This is a genomic window from Vibrio bathopelagicus (assembly GCF_014879975.1).
In the GTDB taxonomy this organism is placed as follows: Bacteria; Pseudomonadota; Gammaproteobacteria; order Enterobacterales; family Vibrionaceae; genus Vibrio; species Vibrio bathopelagicus.
This window is the reverse complement of record NZ_CP062500.1, coordinates 2,855,171-2,871,961: the sequence shown is the minus strand read 5'-3', so window position 1 is coordinate 2,871,961 and position 16,791 is coordinate 2,855,171. Positions and strand designations below refer to the sequence as shown.

Here is a 16,791-nt window from a genome sequence, read left to right as displayed (position 1 = left end):
ACATTGTGATAATTCGTTAACACGGAATGTAGCAATCGTTGATTTTTAGTACGAATCAATCACTTTACGGTCACGGCAAAAGTTTTTTATGAAGGGGCTTCTGTATTGGTTTCTATTTTTGATTTGGCTAATTAGAGCGTGCTTCGAATTGCGAGTTTTCTGACAATACATTGATTTAACTCTGATATTTGTCGTTCGGTTGATTGGTATTATCCATCGCCATTTTTTGGCGGCCAAATTCATATATCGAGATAAAAATGAAAAAAACAATTTCAAAAGTCGTTGCACTGGCGGTGGTTTCTGTCGCTTTATCTGGCTGTGTTGGTAGTAACGCAGTAACCGGTTATCTAATGAAGTTCAACGTTAAGGCTGTTGATAACCGTTACGCACGTGGTGGTTTGAACATGTTGCTAGCACCTGCTTACGGTCTAACTATCGCTGCCGATTACTTGGTATTCAACTCACTAGAGTTCTGGACTGGTAGCAACCCACTGACTGGTTCGCCGCACATCTTTGATACTAAAACTGATACGTACCTAGATATCAATCACCAACTAGATCCGTCTCTAACGGAAGCGCCAGTAGGCCCTATTACGAGTGCAGATGTGATCGAGAAAGGTCAAATGCAGCAGATTGATGAAAACACTATCCAAATGGACATTACTTACCAATCTGGTGAGCGTGCGACGTTAATCGGTGTTCGCGATGGCGAGATGGTGACGTACTTCATTGATGGCGAAGTTGTGGCACAAACTTCAATTGATGAGCTAGAAAGCTACGCGGCTACACGCGCTTAATCATTTGTTTGATTACTAAGCTTAGATACAAAAACAGGTACTCATTGAGTACCTGTTTTATTTTGTGTCGATAAACGGTGTTTACTGAAAGCACGATTTATTGAAAAGCACTATCTATTGAAAAACACATAGCTAATCAAATTAGGCTTTTTCTGGGATTGCTTCAAGCAGTGCAACCATTTGGTTCCAGAATAGCTCAACTGTGTCGATCTTCACTTTCTCGTCTGGAGAGTGAGGGAACTTGATGGTTGGGCCGAAAGAAACCATGTCCATGTTCGGGTAAGGTTCTTTGAATAGACCACACTCAAGACCAGCATGGATAACCATGATGTTTGGTTTGTGACCGTAGATGCCTTCGTACATGTCGCGGAAGATATGCATGATTTCTGAATCTGCATCTGGCTTCCAACCTGGGTAAGCACCAGAGAACGCGATGTTCGCGCCAGCGAGTTCTGCAACAGAGTGAAGCATGCTTTCTACTTGGCTACGACCTGAATCGATCAAAGAACGGATCAGGCAAAGCACAGTGATTGAGTTCTCTTCCGTTGTGATAACACCAACGTTTAGAGAAGTCTCAACAACACCTTCAATCTCGTCACTCATACGAATCACGCCGTTTGGACATGCGTTAAGTGCCGCGATAAAGCGAGCTTGGTCTGCTGACGCCAGTGCGCCCATTTCTACAGAAGTTTCTTCGTTAAAAGTAACAATGCTGTCTTCTACTTTACCTAGCTCTGTTGAAAGCAGTTCAGTGTAGTAGTTGTATAGCGAAGCCAGTTTATCTTGGTTTGCAGCTGGTATTGCCACCGTTACGAAACCTTCTCGAGGGATAGCGTTACGAAGGCTACCACCTTTGAATTCTACGATGCGAAGGTCTAGCTCTTTTGCGTGGCCCGCAAGGAAACGAGCAAGCAATTTGTTTGCGTTTGCACGACCTGTGTGAATATCACAACCAGAGTGGCCGCCTTTAAGGCCCTTTAGCGTAAGTTTACGTGTAACGAAATCAGCAGGGACTGCATCACGAGTGATGTCGAAAGTCATTGCACCGTCGATACCGCCAGCACAACCCATGTACACTTCGCCTTCTTGCTCTGAATCGGTATTAAGAAGGATATCGCCTTCTAACCAACCGGCTTCAAGACCGAAAGCACCAGTCATACCTGCTTCTTCATCTACGGTGAGTAGAACTTCGATAGGGCCGTGCTTGATTTCGTTTGAAGCAAGAACCGCTAGGCAAGAAGCCATACCCATGCCGTTATCAGCGCCAAGTGTTGTGCCTTTTGCTGTAACCCACTCACCATCAATGTATGGCTGGATAGGATCTTTAGCGAAGTCGTGAACCGTGTCTTCGTTCTTTTGTGGAACCATATCGATGTGCGCTTGTAGCACAACACCTTTTTTGTTTTCCATGCCTGGCGTTGCAGGTTTAGTAATGAATACGTTACCCGTTGGGTCGCGACGTACATTTAAACCTTGCTCTGTTGCCCAAGCAATAATGTATTGAGCTAGCTCTTCCTCATGCTTAGAAGGATGTGGGATTGAGCAAATCTTATCGAAGAACTGCCAAATAGGGGCAGGGGATAATTTACTGATCTCAGAATGGAATTCAGACACGGATGACTCCTTTTTTATTTGGTAACCATATATTTATGATTCTTATGGGTAAAAATCTAGAACAAAAATCTAAAATATGGGTCTGTTTTGATGGCAACAGCATACCACTTGAGGCTTTTGACGAGTAGCGCTTCTAAACGTCAAATGTTTCAATTTTTGAAAGCGGTCTTGTTCATTTGATCACAAGTAAGTGCGTTGATGCTTATAAATGGTGTAAGCAAACGTTTGTTTAAGTCTGTTTTGTGATTTAATTACAGGATTGAGTTTCTTAAATAACCATAATTAGCTAAAAGTGTGACGTATAGCAAAAAATACTTGTAATCTTTTTTCTTTCGGGTATATTAATAACCAACTTCTGAAGTGAAGAGTAAATGCTCAAAGGATGAGTCCGTTTTATCGCCTCCAAGGAACCGAGAAATCAAATTCGTTTTTTATTGATTTATTAAGGTGATAGTTATGAAAGGTTTACCATCTGCAATGTTCTGGCTTAACAGCTCTGTTTACACTAGCAACTTTGCATACCCAACAAGCTTTGGTTACTAATACCGTAAGCATGTGACTTGAACAGTTTGTTCACCCCTATATATTGGAATTCTTTTACAGCCCTTTTGGTTGACAGATTCTACCGCCACTCAGTTTTGAGTGGCGTTTTTTTTGCCTGCTACTTTTTCCTACTACACCAACTTACCCCATTCTCTGCGGTTGTTTTTTAAACGCCAAAATATCAATTTGCGACTTATTACTGATCCTGTTGAAAAATACACAACTCTTGTGGGTTTGAATTCAGAATTTAATGGCTAGATTCTCAATCAAAATAACCGATGGTCGAAAAAGTAACCAAGATTTTTCATCGTGATTATTTATCTTAATTGACTGTTTATTAAGGTTATTTCTTGTTGAACTCTACGTTTTTAATCGCTTTGTTTCATACGCCATTCTGATAAATATCGATTAGAGCCTTAATTCTATCTGGAATTTGTTATTTGATAACTTTATAATCCACAGCCAATCGATTACGCAACCGTTTACTTTTTACCCTTATAGGATTCGATAATGTTCGAAAAGCTATTCAAACTCAGTGAAAACGGCACCAATGTGCGCACTGAAATCATCGCAGGTCTAACAACCTTCCTAACAATGGCTTACATCATTTTTGTAAACCCAATGATTCTAGCTGATGCTGGTATGGACCATGGCGCTGTATTTGTAGCAACCTGTTTAGCGGCTGCTATTGGCTGTTTCATCATGGGCTTTGTTGCTAACTACCCAATCGCTCAAGCACCAGGTATGGGTTTGAACGCATTCTTTACCTATGCAGTTGTTATGGGGATGGGTTATACGTGGCAAGTTGCTCTGGCAGCGGTTTTCGTATCAGGCGTAATCTTCATTTTCTTAAGTATCTTTAAGATCCGTGAATGGATTATCAACTCGATTCCTATGTCTCTGCGTGTTGGTATCTCTGCGGGTATCGGCCTTTTCCTAGCATTTATTGCTCTTAGTAATGCTGGCATCGTTGTTTCTAACCCTGCGACTAAAGTTACATTGGGTGACATTACCGCTATTGCACCCATCTTAGGTTCACTAGGCTTCTTCCTTACGATTGCTCTTGTTCACCGTGGTGTGAAAGGCGCAGTAATGATTGCGATTCTAGCAATCACGGCTCTTGGTATTATTATTGGTGACGTTCAATACGGCGGCATCATGTCTACACCACCAAGCCTTGCACCTACATTCATGCAGCTTGATTTCTCTGCTGTATTTGAAATCGGTATGATTTCAGTGGTATTCGCATTCTTGTTCGTCGATTTGTTCGATACAGCGGGTACTCTGGTTGGTGTTGCTACGAAAGCAAACCTAATCAAAGAAGACGGTAAACTTCCTCGTCTAAATAAAGCACTGCTTGCTGACTCTACAGCAACGTCTATCGGTGCATTGCTAGGTACATCAAACACGACATCTTACGTTGAGAGTGTTGCGGGTGTTGCTGAAGGCGGTCGTACCGGTCTAACTGCGGTTGTGGTCGGTATCTTATTCCTACTGGCTCTTTTCTTCTCGCCACTAGCAGGTATGATTCCGGCTTACGCAACATCAGGTGCACTTTTCTATGTAGCAATTCTGATGATGTCTGGCTTAGTTGGCATTGATTGGCGTGATCTTACGGAAGCTGCACCAGTCGTGGTAACATGTCTGCTTATGCCGCTGACGTACTCTATCGCTGAGGGTATCTCACTAGGTTTCATCGCTTACGCCGCAATTAAGCTGCTAAGTGGTAAAGGTCGCGACGTTTCACCTGCTGTGTGGGTAATGTCGGTTATCTTTATTCTTAAATACATTTTCGCTTAATCGTCTAGATTTCTGCTTAATCGCTGAAGAGGCTATGTAAGGCATAGCCTCTAATAACATGACAAAATTATTAGGTTTTATACTATGAGCAACAAATTCGTTATCACTTGGGACAACATGCAGACTTACTGCCGTCAACTAGCTGAAAAGCAAATGCCAGCAGAACAGTGGAAAGGTATCTGGGCAGTAAGCCGTGGTGGTTTGGTTCCTGGTGCAATCTTGGCTCGTGAGCTAGGTATTCGTCACGTAGATACGATTTGTATTTCTAGCTACGACCACGATCATCAACGTGATATGACAGTCGTTAAAGCACCAGAAGGTGACGGCGAAGGTTTCCTAATTGTTGAAGATCTTGTTGATAGTGGTGACACTGCACGCAAGCTTCGCGAAATGTACCCTAAAGCGAAACTGATCGCTGTATGTGCAAAACCATCTGGCGCAGATTTGTTAGATGAATACATCGTTGATATCGCTCAAGACACATGGATTGAGCAACCTTGGGATACTAGCCTAAGCTTCGTTGAGCCGGTAAATCGCAAGTCAAAATAAGCGTAAACTTAGTTTTTTGAGAAATGACCCTTTATAGGGTCATTTTTTTTTATATGATTAGTAACAACCATTTCTTATTAAGTATCCCAATGTCTGAATCAGAAGAAACGAGCTCGAACCTTTCGGAAACCTTGTTTGTAAAACACAAGCAGGCCAAAGAGACCTCAATGCTCACGCGTTACATGCCAAGTTCAGAAGAACTGTTGGATAAAAAGCGTGAAGAGCAGAACTCATCTTGGTATCGAAACCTAAGACGTCTTCAATGGGTATGGCAAGGCGTAAACCCGATAGAGCAAGAAGCGGTATTGGCTCGCATCGCCTCATCCGATAATTCTCGTACCACCGATGAGTGGTTAGATACCGTGATGGGCTACCGCAGTGGTAACTGGGCATACGAGTGGACTAAGCTGGGTATGCAGCATCAAAATCGTTCTAATGAGAAGAGTGGTGAAGAGATGGCTGAAGAGCTATTTTCTGCCTCTTTGTGCTTTAGCATTGCGGGCTACCCACATCTAAAGAACGATAACCTTGCTGCTCAGGCACAGGTATTAGCGAACGCGGCGTATTCTGAAGCGATCAAACACACCAAATTGATCGTCAAACAAATCGAAGTGCCATATCAAAACAAAAAGATAAAGGCGAACCTACACCTAACCAAAACAGACAAACCACAACCTGTCGTGATCGTGAGTGCTGGTTTAGATAGCTTGCAAACTGACATGTGGCGTTTGTTTAGAGATTACCTAGCACCGAAAAACATTGCGATGCTAACGATTGATATGCCGTCGATAGGACACAGTTCGCACTGGCCGTTGACCGAAGACTCTTCTTGTCTGCACCAAGCCGTGTTGAATGAACTGCCTAACATTCCATGGGTAGACCACCATAAAGTCGGTCTGTTTGGGTTTCGATTCGGTGGTAACGCGATGGTGAGGTTATCCTTCCTTGAGCAGCACAAACTCAAAGCCTGTATCTCTCTTGGCGCTCCGATCCACGACATCTTTGTTCATGCGGACAAACTAAAGCAGATGCCTAAGATGCATTTGGATGTGTTGGCTTCTCGCCTTGGCAAAGGTGCGGTGGATATCAATAGCCTTTCTGGGCAGCTGATGGCTTGGTCATTGAAGGTGCAAGGTTTGCTGGCTAACAGTAAAACGAGTGTTCCTATCTTGGCATTGGCTTTGGAAGGTGACCCTGTTTCACCGCATCTGGATAATCAACTGGTTGCTATTTACAGTGATTACGGCAAAGCGAAGAAAATCAAAACTAAATCAATTACACAGGGGTATGAGCAATCCCTCGAATTAGCGATAAAGTGGCTTGAGGATGAATTATTTAGATGACATTTCTCCTAAATTAGTTAAGCATGAAAAGTGTACAAACTAAGTACCTGATACTCAGTAATAATTTATAAAACCAAAGGCTGTTTTAGTCTTTTGCTTAAAATCTGAGTAACGTCATTCTTAACATTGAAAATGGAGATTCAATATGTCAGAAGTGACACAACAACCCACTCATTACCGCTTGTTAAATGTTTTAAAGGCTATTGGTCCTTATCTAAGAGAGCCACAATCAGAAGAAGGCCACTACATTTTTGATTGTTTGTCGGTGTGTGTGAACGATAAAAAGTCACCAGAAGAGCGTGAGTTCTGGGGATGGTGGCTTGAGTTGGATAAGTCGGAAGAAGGATTTTCGGCGAAATACAACACGGGTAAATATAATATCGATGGTAACTGGGATCCTTTACCATTACCGAAAAAGGCGGTGGCTGAGGTCTCTCGAACTCAGGAAGCCTTTCACCAAAAGCTGATTGATGAACTTCAAAAGAAATTTGAAATCAGCGTTCAGTTAGACGAAGAGTCTGTCGAATTCGTCTGATTTTAAAGGTTACTCTTCTCTATAAAGCAAAAAGGTGCGATTTCGCACCTTTTCTACTTGTGAATTCTCTTGTTGATTGCTAAAACATCACCTCTTATTTGTTTTATCCATAAAAGACTTCATGACAATAAATCATCAAAGCGGGACAACAACACAGCGTAAAACTGTTGTTGTTAAACTGGGTACCAGTGTCTTAACTGGTGGAACATTGGCATTAGACCGCGCTCACATGGTTGAGCTGGTTCGTCAATGTGCTGAATTAAAAAAACAAGGCCACTCTGTGGTTATGGTTTCGTCTGGTGCAATTGCAGCAGGACGTGAGCACCTTGGTTACCCCGCACTTCCCAACTCGATGGCGAGCAAACAATTGCTTGCGGCAGTTGGGCAAAGTCAATTGATTCAAGTTTGGGAGTCTTTGTTTGCTATCTATGGCCTTAAAATTGGCCAGATGCTACTGACTCGTGCAGATCTCGATGATCGCGAGCGTTTTCTTAATGCACGTGACACGATCAACGCGCTCGTTGAGCACGATATTATTCCTGTCGTGAATGAAAACGACGCAGTAGCCACCAACGAGATTAAAGTAGGCGACAACGATAACTTGTCGGCCTTGGTTGGTATTTTATGCGGCGCTGATAAGCTTTTGCTATTAACTGACCAAAAAGGCTTGTTTACGGCTGACCCTCGCAAAGATCCAAATGCTGAACTCATCAAAGAAGTAAAAACAATTGATGACACACTGCGTAAGATCGCAGGTGGCAGTGGTACTACGTTAGGCACCGGAGGCATGGCAACAAAACTGCAGGCGGCTGATATTGCTCGTCGTGCTGGTATTGAAGTGATTATTGCAGCGGGCAGTGCTGAGAATGTGGTGTTTGACTCATTGAGTGATAATCCACAAGGCACACGTTTCTTGCCTTTAGCAGAAGCTTTGGAAAACCGTAAACGTTGGATTTTAGCAGGCCCAGCTTCTGCTGGTGACATCGTGGTTGACGATGGTGCGGTGAATGCCGTTAACACCAAAGGCAGTAGCTTGTTGGCAAAAGGGGTGGTTCGAGTTAAAGGCGAGTTCTCTCGTGGTGAAGTAACCCAAGTCACAGACAGCAAAGGCAAAGTAGTAGCGCGTGGTATCGCTAGCTACTCAAGCCAAGACCTAGCAAAAATAGCAGGCAAGCACAGTAAAGATATTGGCGACATCCTTGGTTACGATTACGGTTCAGAAGTTATTCACCGTGACGACCTCGTTGTGATTCAAGATTAGCAAGTGATGATAAGGCGAATCGCCTTTTTACATCCAAAGATAGATAGAATTTAGGGAGAGTTAAACGTGGATTTAACTAATATGGGTATCGCAGCAAAAGACGCTGCTTTCCACCTAGCGACCGCATCAACGGCGCAAAAGAACAAAGCATTGGCGATCATCGCTGATGAGCTAGAAGCAAATGCAGCAACGATTCTAGAAGCGAATGCGAAAGATATCGAACTTGGTCGTGAAGCGGGTTTAACTGACGCATTGCTTGACCGTCTACTTCTGAATGAAGAGCGCTTAACGGGTATCGCTAACGACGTTCGTAATGTCATTAGCCTGAACGATCCTGTAGGCAGCGAAATCGACAGCAAGGTACTGGAAAACGGTATGTCACTGTCTCGTCGTCGCGTGCCACTTGGCGTGGTTGGCGTTATCTATGAAGCGCGTCCGAACGTAACGATCGATATCGCGGCACTGTGTCTGAAAACCGGTAACGCAAGTATCCTACGTGGCGGCAAAGAGACATTCTTCTCAAACATGGAACTGGTTAAAGTTATCCAGTCTGCATTAGAGAAAGCGGAACTTCCTGCAGCTTCAGTTCAGTACATTGAGAAACCCGATCGTGAATTAGTCTCTCAACTGCTTAAGTTGGATGACTACGTAGATATGATCATTCCTCGTGGTGGCGCTGGTTTGCACAAAATGTGTAAAGAGAACAGCACTATTCCAGTGATCATCGGGGGTTTCGGTATCAGCCATATCTTTGTTGATGAGAGCGCTGACCTTGAGAAATCTGTGGATGTGGTTGAAAACTCGAAAGTCCAACGTCCATCAGCATGTAACTCATTGGATACGCTGCTAGTGCATGAAGTTGTTGCTGAAGCTTTCCTTGCTAAGCTAACACAGCGCTTAGCGGGCAAAGTAACCTTGGTTGCCGATGCTAGTGCAAAATCGCTGCTAGCGGGTTTTGAAGACCAACGTGATGCGGTTGAAGGCGACTTTGACACTGAATGGCTAAGCTACACGCTAGGCGTAAAAGTAGTTGCTGATGTTGCAGAAGCGATTGATCACATGCGAGTACACAACGCGAGTCATTCCGATGCGATCATGACCAACAGCCTAGAGAGCTCTGAGCGCTTTATTAACTCAGTCGGTTCTGCGGCGGTTTACGTTAATGCATCAACTCGCTTTACTGATGGCGCACAGTTTGGTTTAGGCGCTGAAGTCGCAGTCTCTACTCAGAAACTGCACGCTCGTGGTCCTATGGGCTTAGAAGAGCTAACTAGCTACAAATGGGTGGGCAAAGCGAACTATTTAGTTCGAGGTTAACGTTCACGTTAATTTTCCTCCTCAGCTCATTTAGAAATTGCTATCGCGTAGCAATAATCAATGAATCACCACACAAAAGGGCCTTAATTGGCCCTTTTTCTTTCCTAACGTTTGGCAATTCCGTTACACTGATATTCAATTATTTGGAGGTGATATGCATTGTCCTTTTTGTTCAGAGAACGACACTAAAGTAATCGATTCAAGACTGGTAGCCGATGGCCATCAGGTTCGTCGCCGCCGTCAATGCCTTGCATGTAGTGAACGTTTTACTACGTTCGAATCGGCAGAACTTGTGATGCCTAAAGTCATAAAGTCGAATGGAAACCGCGAACCATTTAATGAAGATAAAATGGTGGGTGGCGTACAGCGCGCCCTAGAAAAACGCCCAGTGAGTGCTGATGCCATTGAACTTGCAATCAGTACGATTAAGTCACAACTCCGTGCAACTGGTGAGCGTGAAGTATCAAGCGAGATGATTGGTAATCTTGTCATGGGCCAATTGAAAGAATTGGACAAAGTGGCGTATATCCGTTTCGCCTCTGTTTACCGCAGCTTTGAAGACATTCGAGAGTTTGGCGAAGAAATCGCTAAATTAGAGGATTAACCCCTCAATCATGTCTAACTTTACTCCCCTAGATTTTCAAATGATGTCGCGTGCTATTCAGTTAGCGAAACGCGGCATTTACACCACAGCACCAAACCCGAATGTGGGTTGTGTTATTGTACAAACTGATGGCCAGATCGTTGGTGAAGGGTTTCACGCTAAAGCGGGTGAACCTCATGCTGAAGTACATGCCATGCGAATGGCGGGCGACAAAGCAAAAGGTGCGACTGCTTATGTCACGCTAGAACCTTGTTCTCATTACGGTCGAACGCCGCCTTGTGCTGAAGGTTTGATTAAGGCTCAAGTGGCCAAAGTCATTTGTGCCATGCAGGACCCAAATCCAAAAGTAGCCGGTCGTGGTATCAAAATGCTGCGTGATGCGGGTATTGAGGTTGAAATCGGTTTGTTAGAGCAAGACGCTCTCGACTTGAACCCTGCATTTATCAAACGTATGCAAACCGGTATGCCATTCGTTCAGTTGAAGATGGCGGCTAGCCTTGATGGCCAAACAGCATTAGAAAATGGTCAAAGCCAGTGGATTACATCGCCAGAAGCGCGTCGTGATGTTCAGCATTATCGAGCAAAATCAGGTGCGGTGTTATCAACCAGCCAGACGGTGATTGAAGACAACGCGTCGTTGAATGTTCGTTGGGCAGAGTTGCCAAGCAGTATCAAAGATCATTATGCTGAAGACGAGCTACGACAGCCGATTCGCGTGATTCTTGATCGTCAAAATCAACTGCGTCCTGAGCTAAAATTATATCAGTCGCCAACATCAGTGTTGAGAGTAGCCGAAGCGTCTGCTGATATTGAAGTCGTTACCACGGATGCAGGTCAGCTCGATTTACACGATCTGATGCGTCAATTACCTGCGAATCATATCGACCATATTTGGGTCGAAGCGGGCGCTACATTAGCAAAAAGCTTGATTGAAGCGCAGCTGGTGGATGAGCTAATCCTCTATTTAGCTCCTAAACTTATGGGTAGTGACGGACGAGGTTTGATGGGCGCGTTAGGGCTCACTTCAATGTCCGACGTTATTGACCTAGAAATTAAAGATGTTCGACAAGTTGGCGTGGATATTCGTATTGTTGCGAAACCTATTATCACGAAACCTATTGTGACTAACCAATAGTCGCGAAATAAATCGTGACTAAACCACAGTGGAAATAGTCACTCCAACTTCATACATGTCGTTGACAACAAAAAGAGTTTTAAAATGTTTACAGGAATTGTAGAAGCCGTAGGTACATTGAGTGCAATCACTCCCCGCGGAGAAGACATCACCGTAACGGTTAACGTGGGTAAGCTTGATATGGCTGACGTTCAGTTAGGCGACAGTATCGCGACCAATGGTGTGTGTTTGACGGTTGTTGAGTTCAACGACCACAGCTACAGTGCTGACCTTTCGCTTGAGACCCTGAAAAAAACGGGTTTTGTCGATTACCAAGCGGGCGACAAAGTTAATCTTGAGAAAGCAATGCTACCAACCACGCGTTTCGGTGGACACATCGTGTCTGGTCACGTTGATGGTGTGGGTGAGATTGTTGAACGTAACCAAGTCGGTCGTGCGATTGAGTTCTGGGTAGAAATGCCAGCAGAAATCTCAAAATACGTGGCTCAAAAAGGTTCAGTAACGGTTGATGGTATTAGCTTGACTGTAAACGATTTACGTAAGAACGCATTCAAGCTGACTATCGTTCCTCACACCTCTTCTGAAACCACCATCGACCAATTCAATGTCGGTCGTAAAGTGAATCTAGAAGTCGATGTGTTAGCACGCTATATGGAGCGTCTACTTCAAGGCCAACAGCAAGAGTCTGAGCCTGAATCTCGATTGACGATGGAATTCTTACAGCAGAATGGTTTTGCCTAACCGTTAATACGAAGTGTGTTTAGCGTCACTTTGTAAAGCGAAGCAATATCATCAGGTTTAAATAGTGTCGGTTCTAGGAAGCAGAACCATTTCAAAGGATATAGAACAATGCCAATTAGTACTCCTCAAGAAATTATTGAAGACATTCGCCTAGGAAAAATGGTTATCCTGATGGATGATGAAGATCGCGAGAATGAAGGCGATCTGATCATGGCAGCAGAACATGTTACGCCAGAAGCCATTAACTTCATGGCGATGTATGGTCGTGGCTTAATTTGTCTAACATTGACGAAAGAGCGTTCAAATCGCATGGGTCTAGCGCCTATGGTTCAAGACAACAATGCTCAATACACGACGAACTTTACGGTTTCAATTGAAGCTGCTGAAGGTGTGACAACGGGTATTTCTGCATCAGACCGCGCTGTTACCGTTCAAGCGGCTGTGGCAAGAGACGCAAAAGCGGCGGACCTTGTTCAGCCGGGTCATATTTTCCCGCTGACCGCACAAGAAGGCGGTGTGTTAACTCGCGCGGGTCATACAGAAGCAGGTTGTGATTTAGCTCGTCTAGCAGGCTGTGAGCCAGCATCTGTTATTGTTGAGATCCTAAATGACGATGGCACCATGGCACGTCGCCCTGATCTTGAAGTGTTCGCTGAAAAACACGATATCAAACTAGGCACCATTGCTGACTTGATTGAATACCGCAATAACACAGAAACGACAATTGAGCGTGTTGCACAGTGCCACTTGCCAACCGAGTTTGGTGATTTTGAGCTTGTGACTTACCGCGATACGATTGATAACCAGATCCACTACGCGATGCAAAAAGGTGACCTGTCTGAAGGTGCTCCTTTAGTGCGTGTTCACCTGCATGATACGTTTACCGATCTGCTTCATTCCGACCGCGGTACTGAGCGCAGCTGGTCGCTAGATAAAGCGATGAAGCGCATTGGCGACGAAGGCGGTGTGTTGGTTATTCTAGGTAACGAAGAGTCGTCTGATTCTTTGATCCACAAAGTGAAGACGTTCGAAGCTCAAGATAAAAATGAGCAACCGAAAATGGCTAAGAAGCAAGGTACCTCTCGCCGTGTTGGTGTAGGCTCTCAGATTCTTCAAGATCTAGGCGTTCACGATATGCGCCTGCTTTCTTCAAGCACTAAGCGTTACCATGCACTTGGTGGTTTTGGTCTTAACGTTGTTGAGTACGTTTGCGAATAAATCATGTGTCAGTGAACAGACGTTTATCCATTTGTAGCGACATAATTTACCGATGATTTCAGAGGCTCTTTTGGTGATAAATATTGCCAAAAGACCAAAGTAGCCAAGTCCGACTCAAAACGTGTTCAATACACAAGCTTGGTTACTCGCTGTTCCTATATGCTTGGGAGTAGCGCTGCGTTATCATCTTTACATCTCCGGTGTCTGTTCTTCTAAATTAGCATTAGATATTGCTCACAGTTTTGTGCTAGAATCCGGCGATTCTCACTTGATGAAAATAGTTAAAGGAAGGCTTATGAAAGTGATCGAGGGTGGCTTCCCAGCGCCAAATGCAAAAATTGCTATCGTTATTGCTCGTTTCAACAGTTTTATTAACGAAAGTTTACTTTCTGGTGCAATCGATACTTTAAAGCGTCATGGACAAGTAAGCGAAGACAGCATCACTGTTGTTCGTTGCCCTGGTGCAGTAGAACTTCCACTTGTAGCGCAGCGCGTTGCAAAAACGGGTAAGTTCGATGCGATTGTATCTCTTGGTACAGTAATCCGTGGCGGTACACCTCACTTTGACTATGTTTGTAGTGAATGTAATAAAGGTTTGGCACAAGTGTCTCTGGAATTTTCTCTTCCAGTAGCGTTTGGTGTTCTTACTGTTGATACGATCGATCAAGCTATTGAACGCGCAGGAACCAAGGCTGGTAATAAGGGTGCAGAAGCAGCACTTAGCGCACTTGAGATGATCAACGTTCTTTCTGAAATCGATTCCTAATGGGGGCCAGTGTGAAACCAGCCGCACGTCGTAACGCACGTCAATTTGCTCTACAAGCAATTTATTCTTGGCAAATTACTAAAGAAAATATTGCTACCGTTGAAGAACAGTTCTTATCTGGTGGTAAGTATGATGAAGAAGAGCATCATGCCGCAGAACCTGCTCTAGCTATGCCAGAAACAGACGTTGCATACTTCCGCGACCTACTAACTGGTGTTGCTCTTAGCCACATGGAACTTGATAGCAAGCTTCGTCCATTCGTATCTCGCCCTATGCAAGATCTGGATTTGATGGAACTAGCGCTTCTACGTTTAGCTATGTACGAGATGACTCGTCGCGAAGATGTACCATACAAAGTGGTTATCAACGAAGCTATTGAGCTTGCGAAAGTATTCGCAGCAGAAGACAGCCATAAGTTTGTTAACGGTGTGCTTGATAAAGCTGCACCGCACGTTCGTAAGAAATAAGACGTTCGTATATTGAATCTAAAGGTCAGCTTTTATGCTGGCCTTTTTTGTAACTAAATTTTTGTAATACCAAAGATAGGGCATGTGATGTCTGGCGAATTTAACCTGATTGAAAAATATTTTGTAAATCGACAACCACAACGTAAAGACGTACACCTGGCAGCGGGCGATGACTGTGCTTTGGTCAAAGCGCCAAGCAATGTTCAGATTGCGATCAGTACGGACACCTTAGTGGCGGGCACTCACTTCTTAGCGGAAGCAAACCCAGCTTGGGTGGCACACAAAGCCTTGGCTTCGAACATCAGTGATCTTGCGGCTATGGGCGCGACGCCTGCTTGGGTTTCGTTTGCGTTAACCATGCCTGAAGTCGATGAAGCGTGGCTTGCCCCATTTTGTGATTCTTTTTTCAAACTTGCAGACTATTTTGGTATTCAACTAATCGGTGGTGACACGACCAAAGGGCCGCTGAGTTTAACGCTTACTGTGCAGGGCTTTGTACCTGAGGGTCGAGCACTACGCAGAGATGGCGCGAAAGTGGGTGACTGGATTTACGCAACGGGTAACTTAGGCGACAGCAAAGCGGGCCTAGAGGTGATATTAGACCCAGAACAGAACAAAGCTAAGCCTTATGCGCGAGAGCTTGAAGAGAGGCACTACCTGAGCACTCCGCGAGTTTTGGCTGGTCAGGCACTGGTGAACCTTGCTTCGTCTGCCATTGATATCTCTGATGGTGTTATTGCTGATTTAAAACACATCCTTAAGCGTTCTCAGGTCGGTGCCAGCATTGATGTGAGCACGTTACCTATCTCCGCTGAATTACGTCAATTCTCTTCTGATATCGCTTCTGCGCAGCAGTATGCGCTCACCAGTGGTGAAGAGTACGAACTCTGCTTTACCGTGCCGGAAGAAAATAAAGGTTCATTGGAAAGTGCTTTGTCACACACTGGAACAAAAGTCACCTGCATTGGCCAGATAAGACCTGTAGAATATTTTGAATTACACAATAATGGTGAACCACTAAGCTGGAACTTAACTGGTTACGATCACTTTAAGGTTAATTGATGACAAATCCACTTTCTGCAATCTCTCTTAAAAACCCTTGGCATTTATTGGCAACAGGGTTTGGCAGTGGCTTATCGCCTATTATTCCCGGCACCATGGGCACGCTTGCGTCGATCCCATTTTATCTATTACTGGTTCAGTTACCTTTCCCTATTTATGTCATCCTTGTGGTTGTGAGCTGCATTATTGGTATCAAAATATGCCAAGTGACCTCTGATGACATGGGCGTGCACGATCACGGCTCTATTGTGTGGGATGAGTTTGCTGGCTTTTGGATCACCATGGGCCTAGTGCCGTTGTTGGGTATTCCTGTTAATGATTGGAAATGGCTATTCGCTGGCTTTGTTCTGTTTCGTTTTTTCGATATGGTAAAGCCTTGGCCAATTGGTTGGTTAGACAAGCGAGTTCACGGCGGCTTAGGTATCATGATTGATGATATCGTGGCGGGTATTATGGCGGCGATTTCGCTGTATGCTGTGGCTCATTTTTCAGGCTGGCTTGTTTAAGAATCAATATCCAAAGAATGAACAATAATAGATAAAAACAAGGAATTACAATGTCTAAGAAGGTTTACTGTATCGCTCAATTTCAGCCAAAAGAAGGCAAACTGAACGAACTGTTTGAAGTTTTAAAATCACTAGAGCCAAACACTCTGCGTGAAGATGGTTGTATTCAATACACGGTGACTCGTCACATTCAGAGCCCGTTTGCTGAAGGTCAGAGTTTCCCGATTGCTTTCAATGAGATCTGGACGGACAACGAAGCGTTTGAAGCGCATTGCCAACGTCGTGAGATTCAACAGTTCTTCCAAGAGCAGTGTGTTGATGAGACAGGCTTGGTTGAGAACTTCAACGTTGCTATCTACTCTGATGAACCAGAGAACTATGACGCGCCAGTGCTTAAGCCTTGTTGCTAAGTTGGGGCTATAAGGTTGGGTTAGCGAAAGTTAGTTGAGCGATATAAGTTTTAGCTAGCGAGTTAACAGATACTAAAAAGGTTGACCCTAGGGCCAACCTTTTTTTGATTCTGCTATTTAACT

At 44.2% G+C, this 16,791-nt stretch carries 17 protein-coding genes; 16 read left to right on the top strand and 1 reads right to left on the bottom strand.

Features of this window, described 5'->3' with window-relative positions; translation table 11 throughout:
- Window positions 1-257: 257 nt before the first annotated feature.
- Entirely contained in the window at window positions 258-797 is a 540-nt protein-coding gene (locus IHV80_RS12685; RefSeq protein WP_192889274.1) for a DUF3332 family protein, read from the top strand.
- 141 nt (window positions 798-938) lie between these two features.
- Here the strand turns inward: IHV80_RS12685 and IHV80_RS12680 are convergent, their stop codons facing one another.
- The gene (locus tag IHV80_RS12680) at window positions 939-2,411 is read right to left on the bottom strand and encodes an aminoacyl-histidine dipeptidase (protein ID WP_192889273.1); all 1,473 of its coding nucleotides are present in this window, start codon (window positions 2,409-2,411) and stop codon (window positions 939-941) included.
- A 1,053-nt stretch (window positions 2,412-3,464) separates the two neighbouring features.
- On the opposite strand from IHV80_RS12680, the gene IHV80_RS12675 reads away from it, so the two are divergent.
- The 15 genes from IHV80_RS12675 (at window position 3,465) to IHV80_RS12605 (ending at window position 16,668) form a co-directional block, all read left to right on the top strand.
- Window positions 3,465-4,754, top strand: a complete 1,290-nt coding sequence (locus tag IHV80_RS12675; RefSeq protein ID WP_192889272.1) for an NCS2 family permease — start codon at window positions 3,465-3,467, stop codon at window positions 4,752-4,754.
- 84 nt (window positions 4,755-4,838) lie between these two features.
- Window positions 4,839-5,303, top strand: a complete 465-nt coding sequence (locus IHV80_RS12670; protein ID WP_017084190.1) for a xanthine phosphoribosyltransferase — start codon at window positions 4,839-4,841, stop codon at window positions 5,301-5,303.
- Window positions 5,304-5,392: 89 nt separating this feature from the next.
- Window positions 5,393-6,646, top strand: a complete 1,254-nt coding sequence (gene frsA, locus IHV80_RS12665; RefSeq protein ID WP_029222300.1) for an esterase FrsA — start codon at window positions 5,393-5,395, stop codon at window positions 6,644-6,646.
- A gap of 145 nt (window positions 6,647-6,791) precedes the next feature.
- Window positions 6,792-7,181 (top strand): sigma factor-binding protein Crl, encoded by a 390-nt coding sequence (gene crl / locus IHV80_RS12660; protein WP_192889271.1) that lies wholly within the window; start codon window positions 6,792-6,794, stop codon window positions 7,179-7,181.
- Between the two features lie 76 nt (window positions 7,182-7,257).
- Window positions 7,258-8,442, top strand: a complete 1,185-nt coding sequence (gene proB, locus IHV80_RS12655; protein ID WP_192889270.1) for a glutamate 5-kinase — start codon at window positions 7,258-7,260, stop codon at window positions 8,440-8,442.
- Between the two features lie 66 nt (window positions 8,443-8,508).
- A complete protein-coding gene (locus IHV80_RS12650; RefSeq protein ID WP_192889269.1) occupies window positions 8,509-9,759 on the top strand; it encodes a glutamate-5-semialdehyde dehydrogenase in 1,251 nt (416 codons plus the stop codon).
- A 154-nt stretch (window positions 9,760-9,913) separates the two neighbouring features.
- A complete protein-coding gene (gene nrdR, locus IHV80_RS12645; protein WP_192889268.1) occupies window positions 9,914-10,363 on the top strand; it encodes a transcriptional regulator NrdR in 450 nt (149 codons plus the stop codon).
- A 40-nt stretch (window positions 10,364-10,403) separates the two neighbouring features.
- The gene (gene ribD / locus IHV80_RS12640) at window positions 10,404-11,498 is read left to right on the top strand and encodes a bifunctional diaminohydroxyphosphoribosylaminopyrimidine deaminase/5-amino-6-(5-phosphoribosylamino)uracil reductase RibD (protein WP_192889267.1); all 1,095 of its coding nucleotides are present in this window, start codon (window positions 10,404-10,406) and stop codon (window positions 11,496-11,498) included.
- 84 nt (window positions 11,499-11,582) lie between these two features.
- A complete protein-coding gene (locus IHV80_RS12635) occupies window positions 11,583-12,239 on the top strand; it encodes a riboflavin synthase (RefSeq protein ID WP_048612249.1) in 657 nt (218 codons plus the stop codon).
- Window positions 12,240-12,347: 108 nt separating this feature from the next.
- Entirely contained in the window at window positions 12,348-13,457 is a 1,110-nt protein-coding gene (ribBA, locus tag IHV80_RS12630) for a bifunctional 3,4-dihydroxy-2-butanone-4-phosphate synthase/GTP cyclohydrolase II (RefSeq protein WP_192889266.1), read from the top strand.
- Between the two features lie 295 nt (window positions 13,458-13,752).
- Window positions 13,753-14,223, top strand: a complete 471-nt coding sequence (gene ribH, locus IHV80_RS12625; protein WP_192889265.1) for a 6,7-dimethyl-8-ribityllumazine synthase — start codon at window positions 13,753-13,755, stop codon at window positions 14,221-14,223.
- Complete coding sequence (nusB, locus tag IHV80_RS12620; protein ID WP_004734399.1) at window positions 14,223-14,690, top strand: transcription antitermination factor NusB; 468 nt, start codon at window positions 14,223-14,225, stop codon at window positions 14,688-14,690. The genes ribH and nusB overlap by 1 nt, the downstream gene beginning before the upstream one ends.
- Window positions 14,691-14,777: 87 nt before the next feature.
- Window positions 14,778-15,752 (top strand): thiamine-phosphate kinase, encoded by a 975-nt coding sequence (gene thiL, locus IHV80_RS12615; protein ID WP_192889264.1) that lies wholly within the window; start codon window positions 14,778-14,780, stop codon window positions 15,750-15,752.
- Window positions 15,752-16,258, top strand: coding sequence for a phosphatidylglycerophosphatase A (gene pgpA / locus IHV80_RS12610; protein WP_029222303.1), 507 nt, complete (start codon window positions 15,752-15,754; stop codon window positions 16,256-16,258). The genes thiL and pgpA overlap by 1 nt, the downstream gene beginning before the upstream one ends.
- A gap of 50 nt (window positions 16,259-16,308) precedes the next feature.
- Entirely contained in the window at window positions 16,309-16,668 is a 360-nt protein-coding gene (locus IHV80_RS12605) for a putative quinol monooxygenase (RefSeq protein ID WP_192889263.1), read from the top strand.
- The last annotated feature ends 123 nt before the right edge of the window (window positions 16,669-16,791 follow it).

Bases quoted from the DNA above. Each gene is read 5' to 3' on its own strand.
- pgpA (WP_029222303.1), top strand. From the start codon at position 15,752: ATGACAAATCCACTTTCTGCAATCTCTCTTAAAAACCCTTGGCATTTA.
- IHV80_RS12635 (WP_048612249.1), top strand. From the start codon at position 11,583: ATGTTTACAGGAATTGTAGAAGCCGTAGGTACATTGAGTGCAATCACT.
- crl (WP_192889271.1), top strand. From the start codon at position 6,792: ATGTCAGAAGTGACACAACAACCCACTCATTACCGCTTGTTAAATGTT.
- nrdR (WP_192889268.1), top strand. From the start codon at position 9,914: ATGCATTGTCCTTTTTGTTCAGAGAACGACACTAAAGTAATCGATTCA.
- nusB (WP_004734399.1), top strand. From the start codon at position 14,223: ATGGGGGCCAGTGTGAAACCAGCCGCACGTCGTAACGCACGTCAATTT.
- IHV80_RS12685 (WP_192889274.1), top strand. From the start codon at position 258: ATGAAAAAAACAATTTCAAAAGTCGTTGCACTGGCGGTGGTTTCTGTC.
- IHV80_RS12675 (WP_192889272.1), top strand. From the start codon at position 3,465: ATGTTCGAAAAGCTATTCAAACTCAGTGAAAACGGCACCAATGTGCGC.
- thiL (WP_192889264.1), top strand. From the start codon at position 14,778: ATGTCTGGCGAATTTAACCTGATTGAAAAATATTTTGTAAATCGACAA.
- ribD (WP_192889267.1), top strand. From the start codon at position 10,404: ATGATGTCGCGTGCTATTCAGTTAGCGAAACGCGGCATTTACACCACA.
- ribBA (WP_192889266.1), top strand. From the start codon at position 12,348: ATGCCAATTAGTACTCCTCAAGAAATTATTGAAGACATTCGCCTAGGA.
- IHV80_RS12605 (WP_192889263.1), top strand. From the start codon at position 16,309: ATGTCTAAGAAGGTTTACTGTATCGCTCAATTTCAGCCAAAAGAAGGC.
- IHV80_RS12670 (WP_017084190.1), top strand. From the start codon at position 4,839: ATGAGCAACAAATTCGTTATCACTTGGGACAACATGCAGACTTACTGC.
- frsA (WP_029222300.1), top strand. From the start codon at position 5,393: ATGTCTGAATCAGAAGAAACGAGCTCGAACCTTTCGGAAACCTTGTTT.
- ribH (WP_192889265.1), top strand. From the start codon at position 13,753: ATGAAAGTGATCGAGGGTGGCTTCCCAGCGCCAAATGCAAAAATTGCT.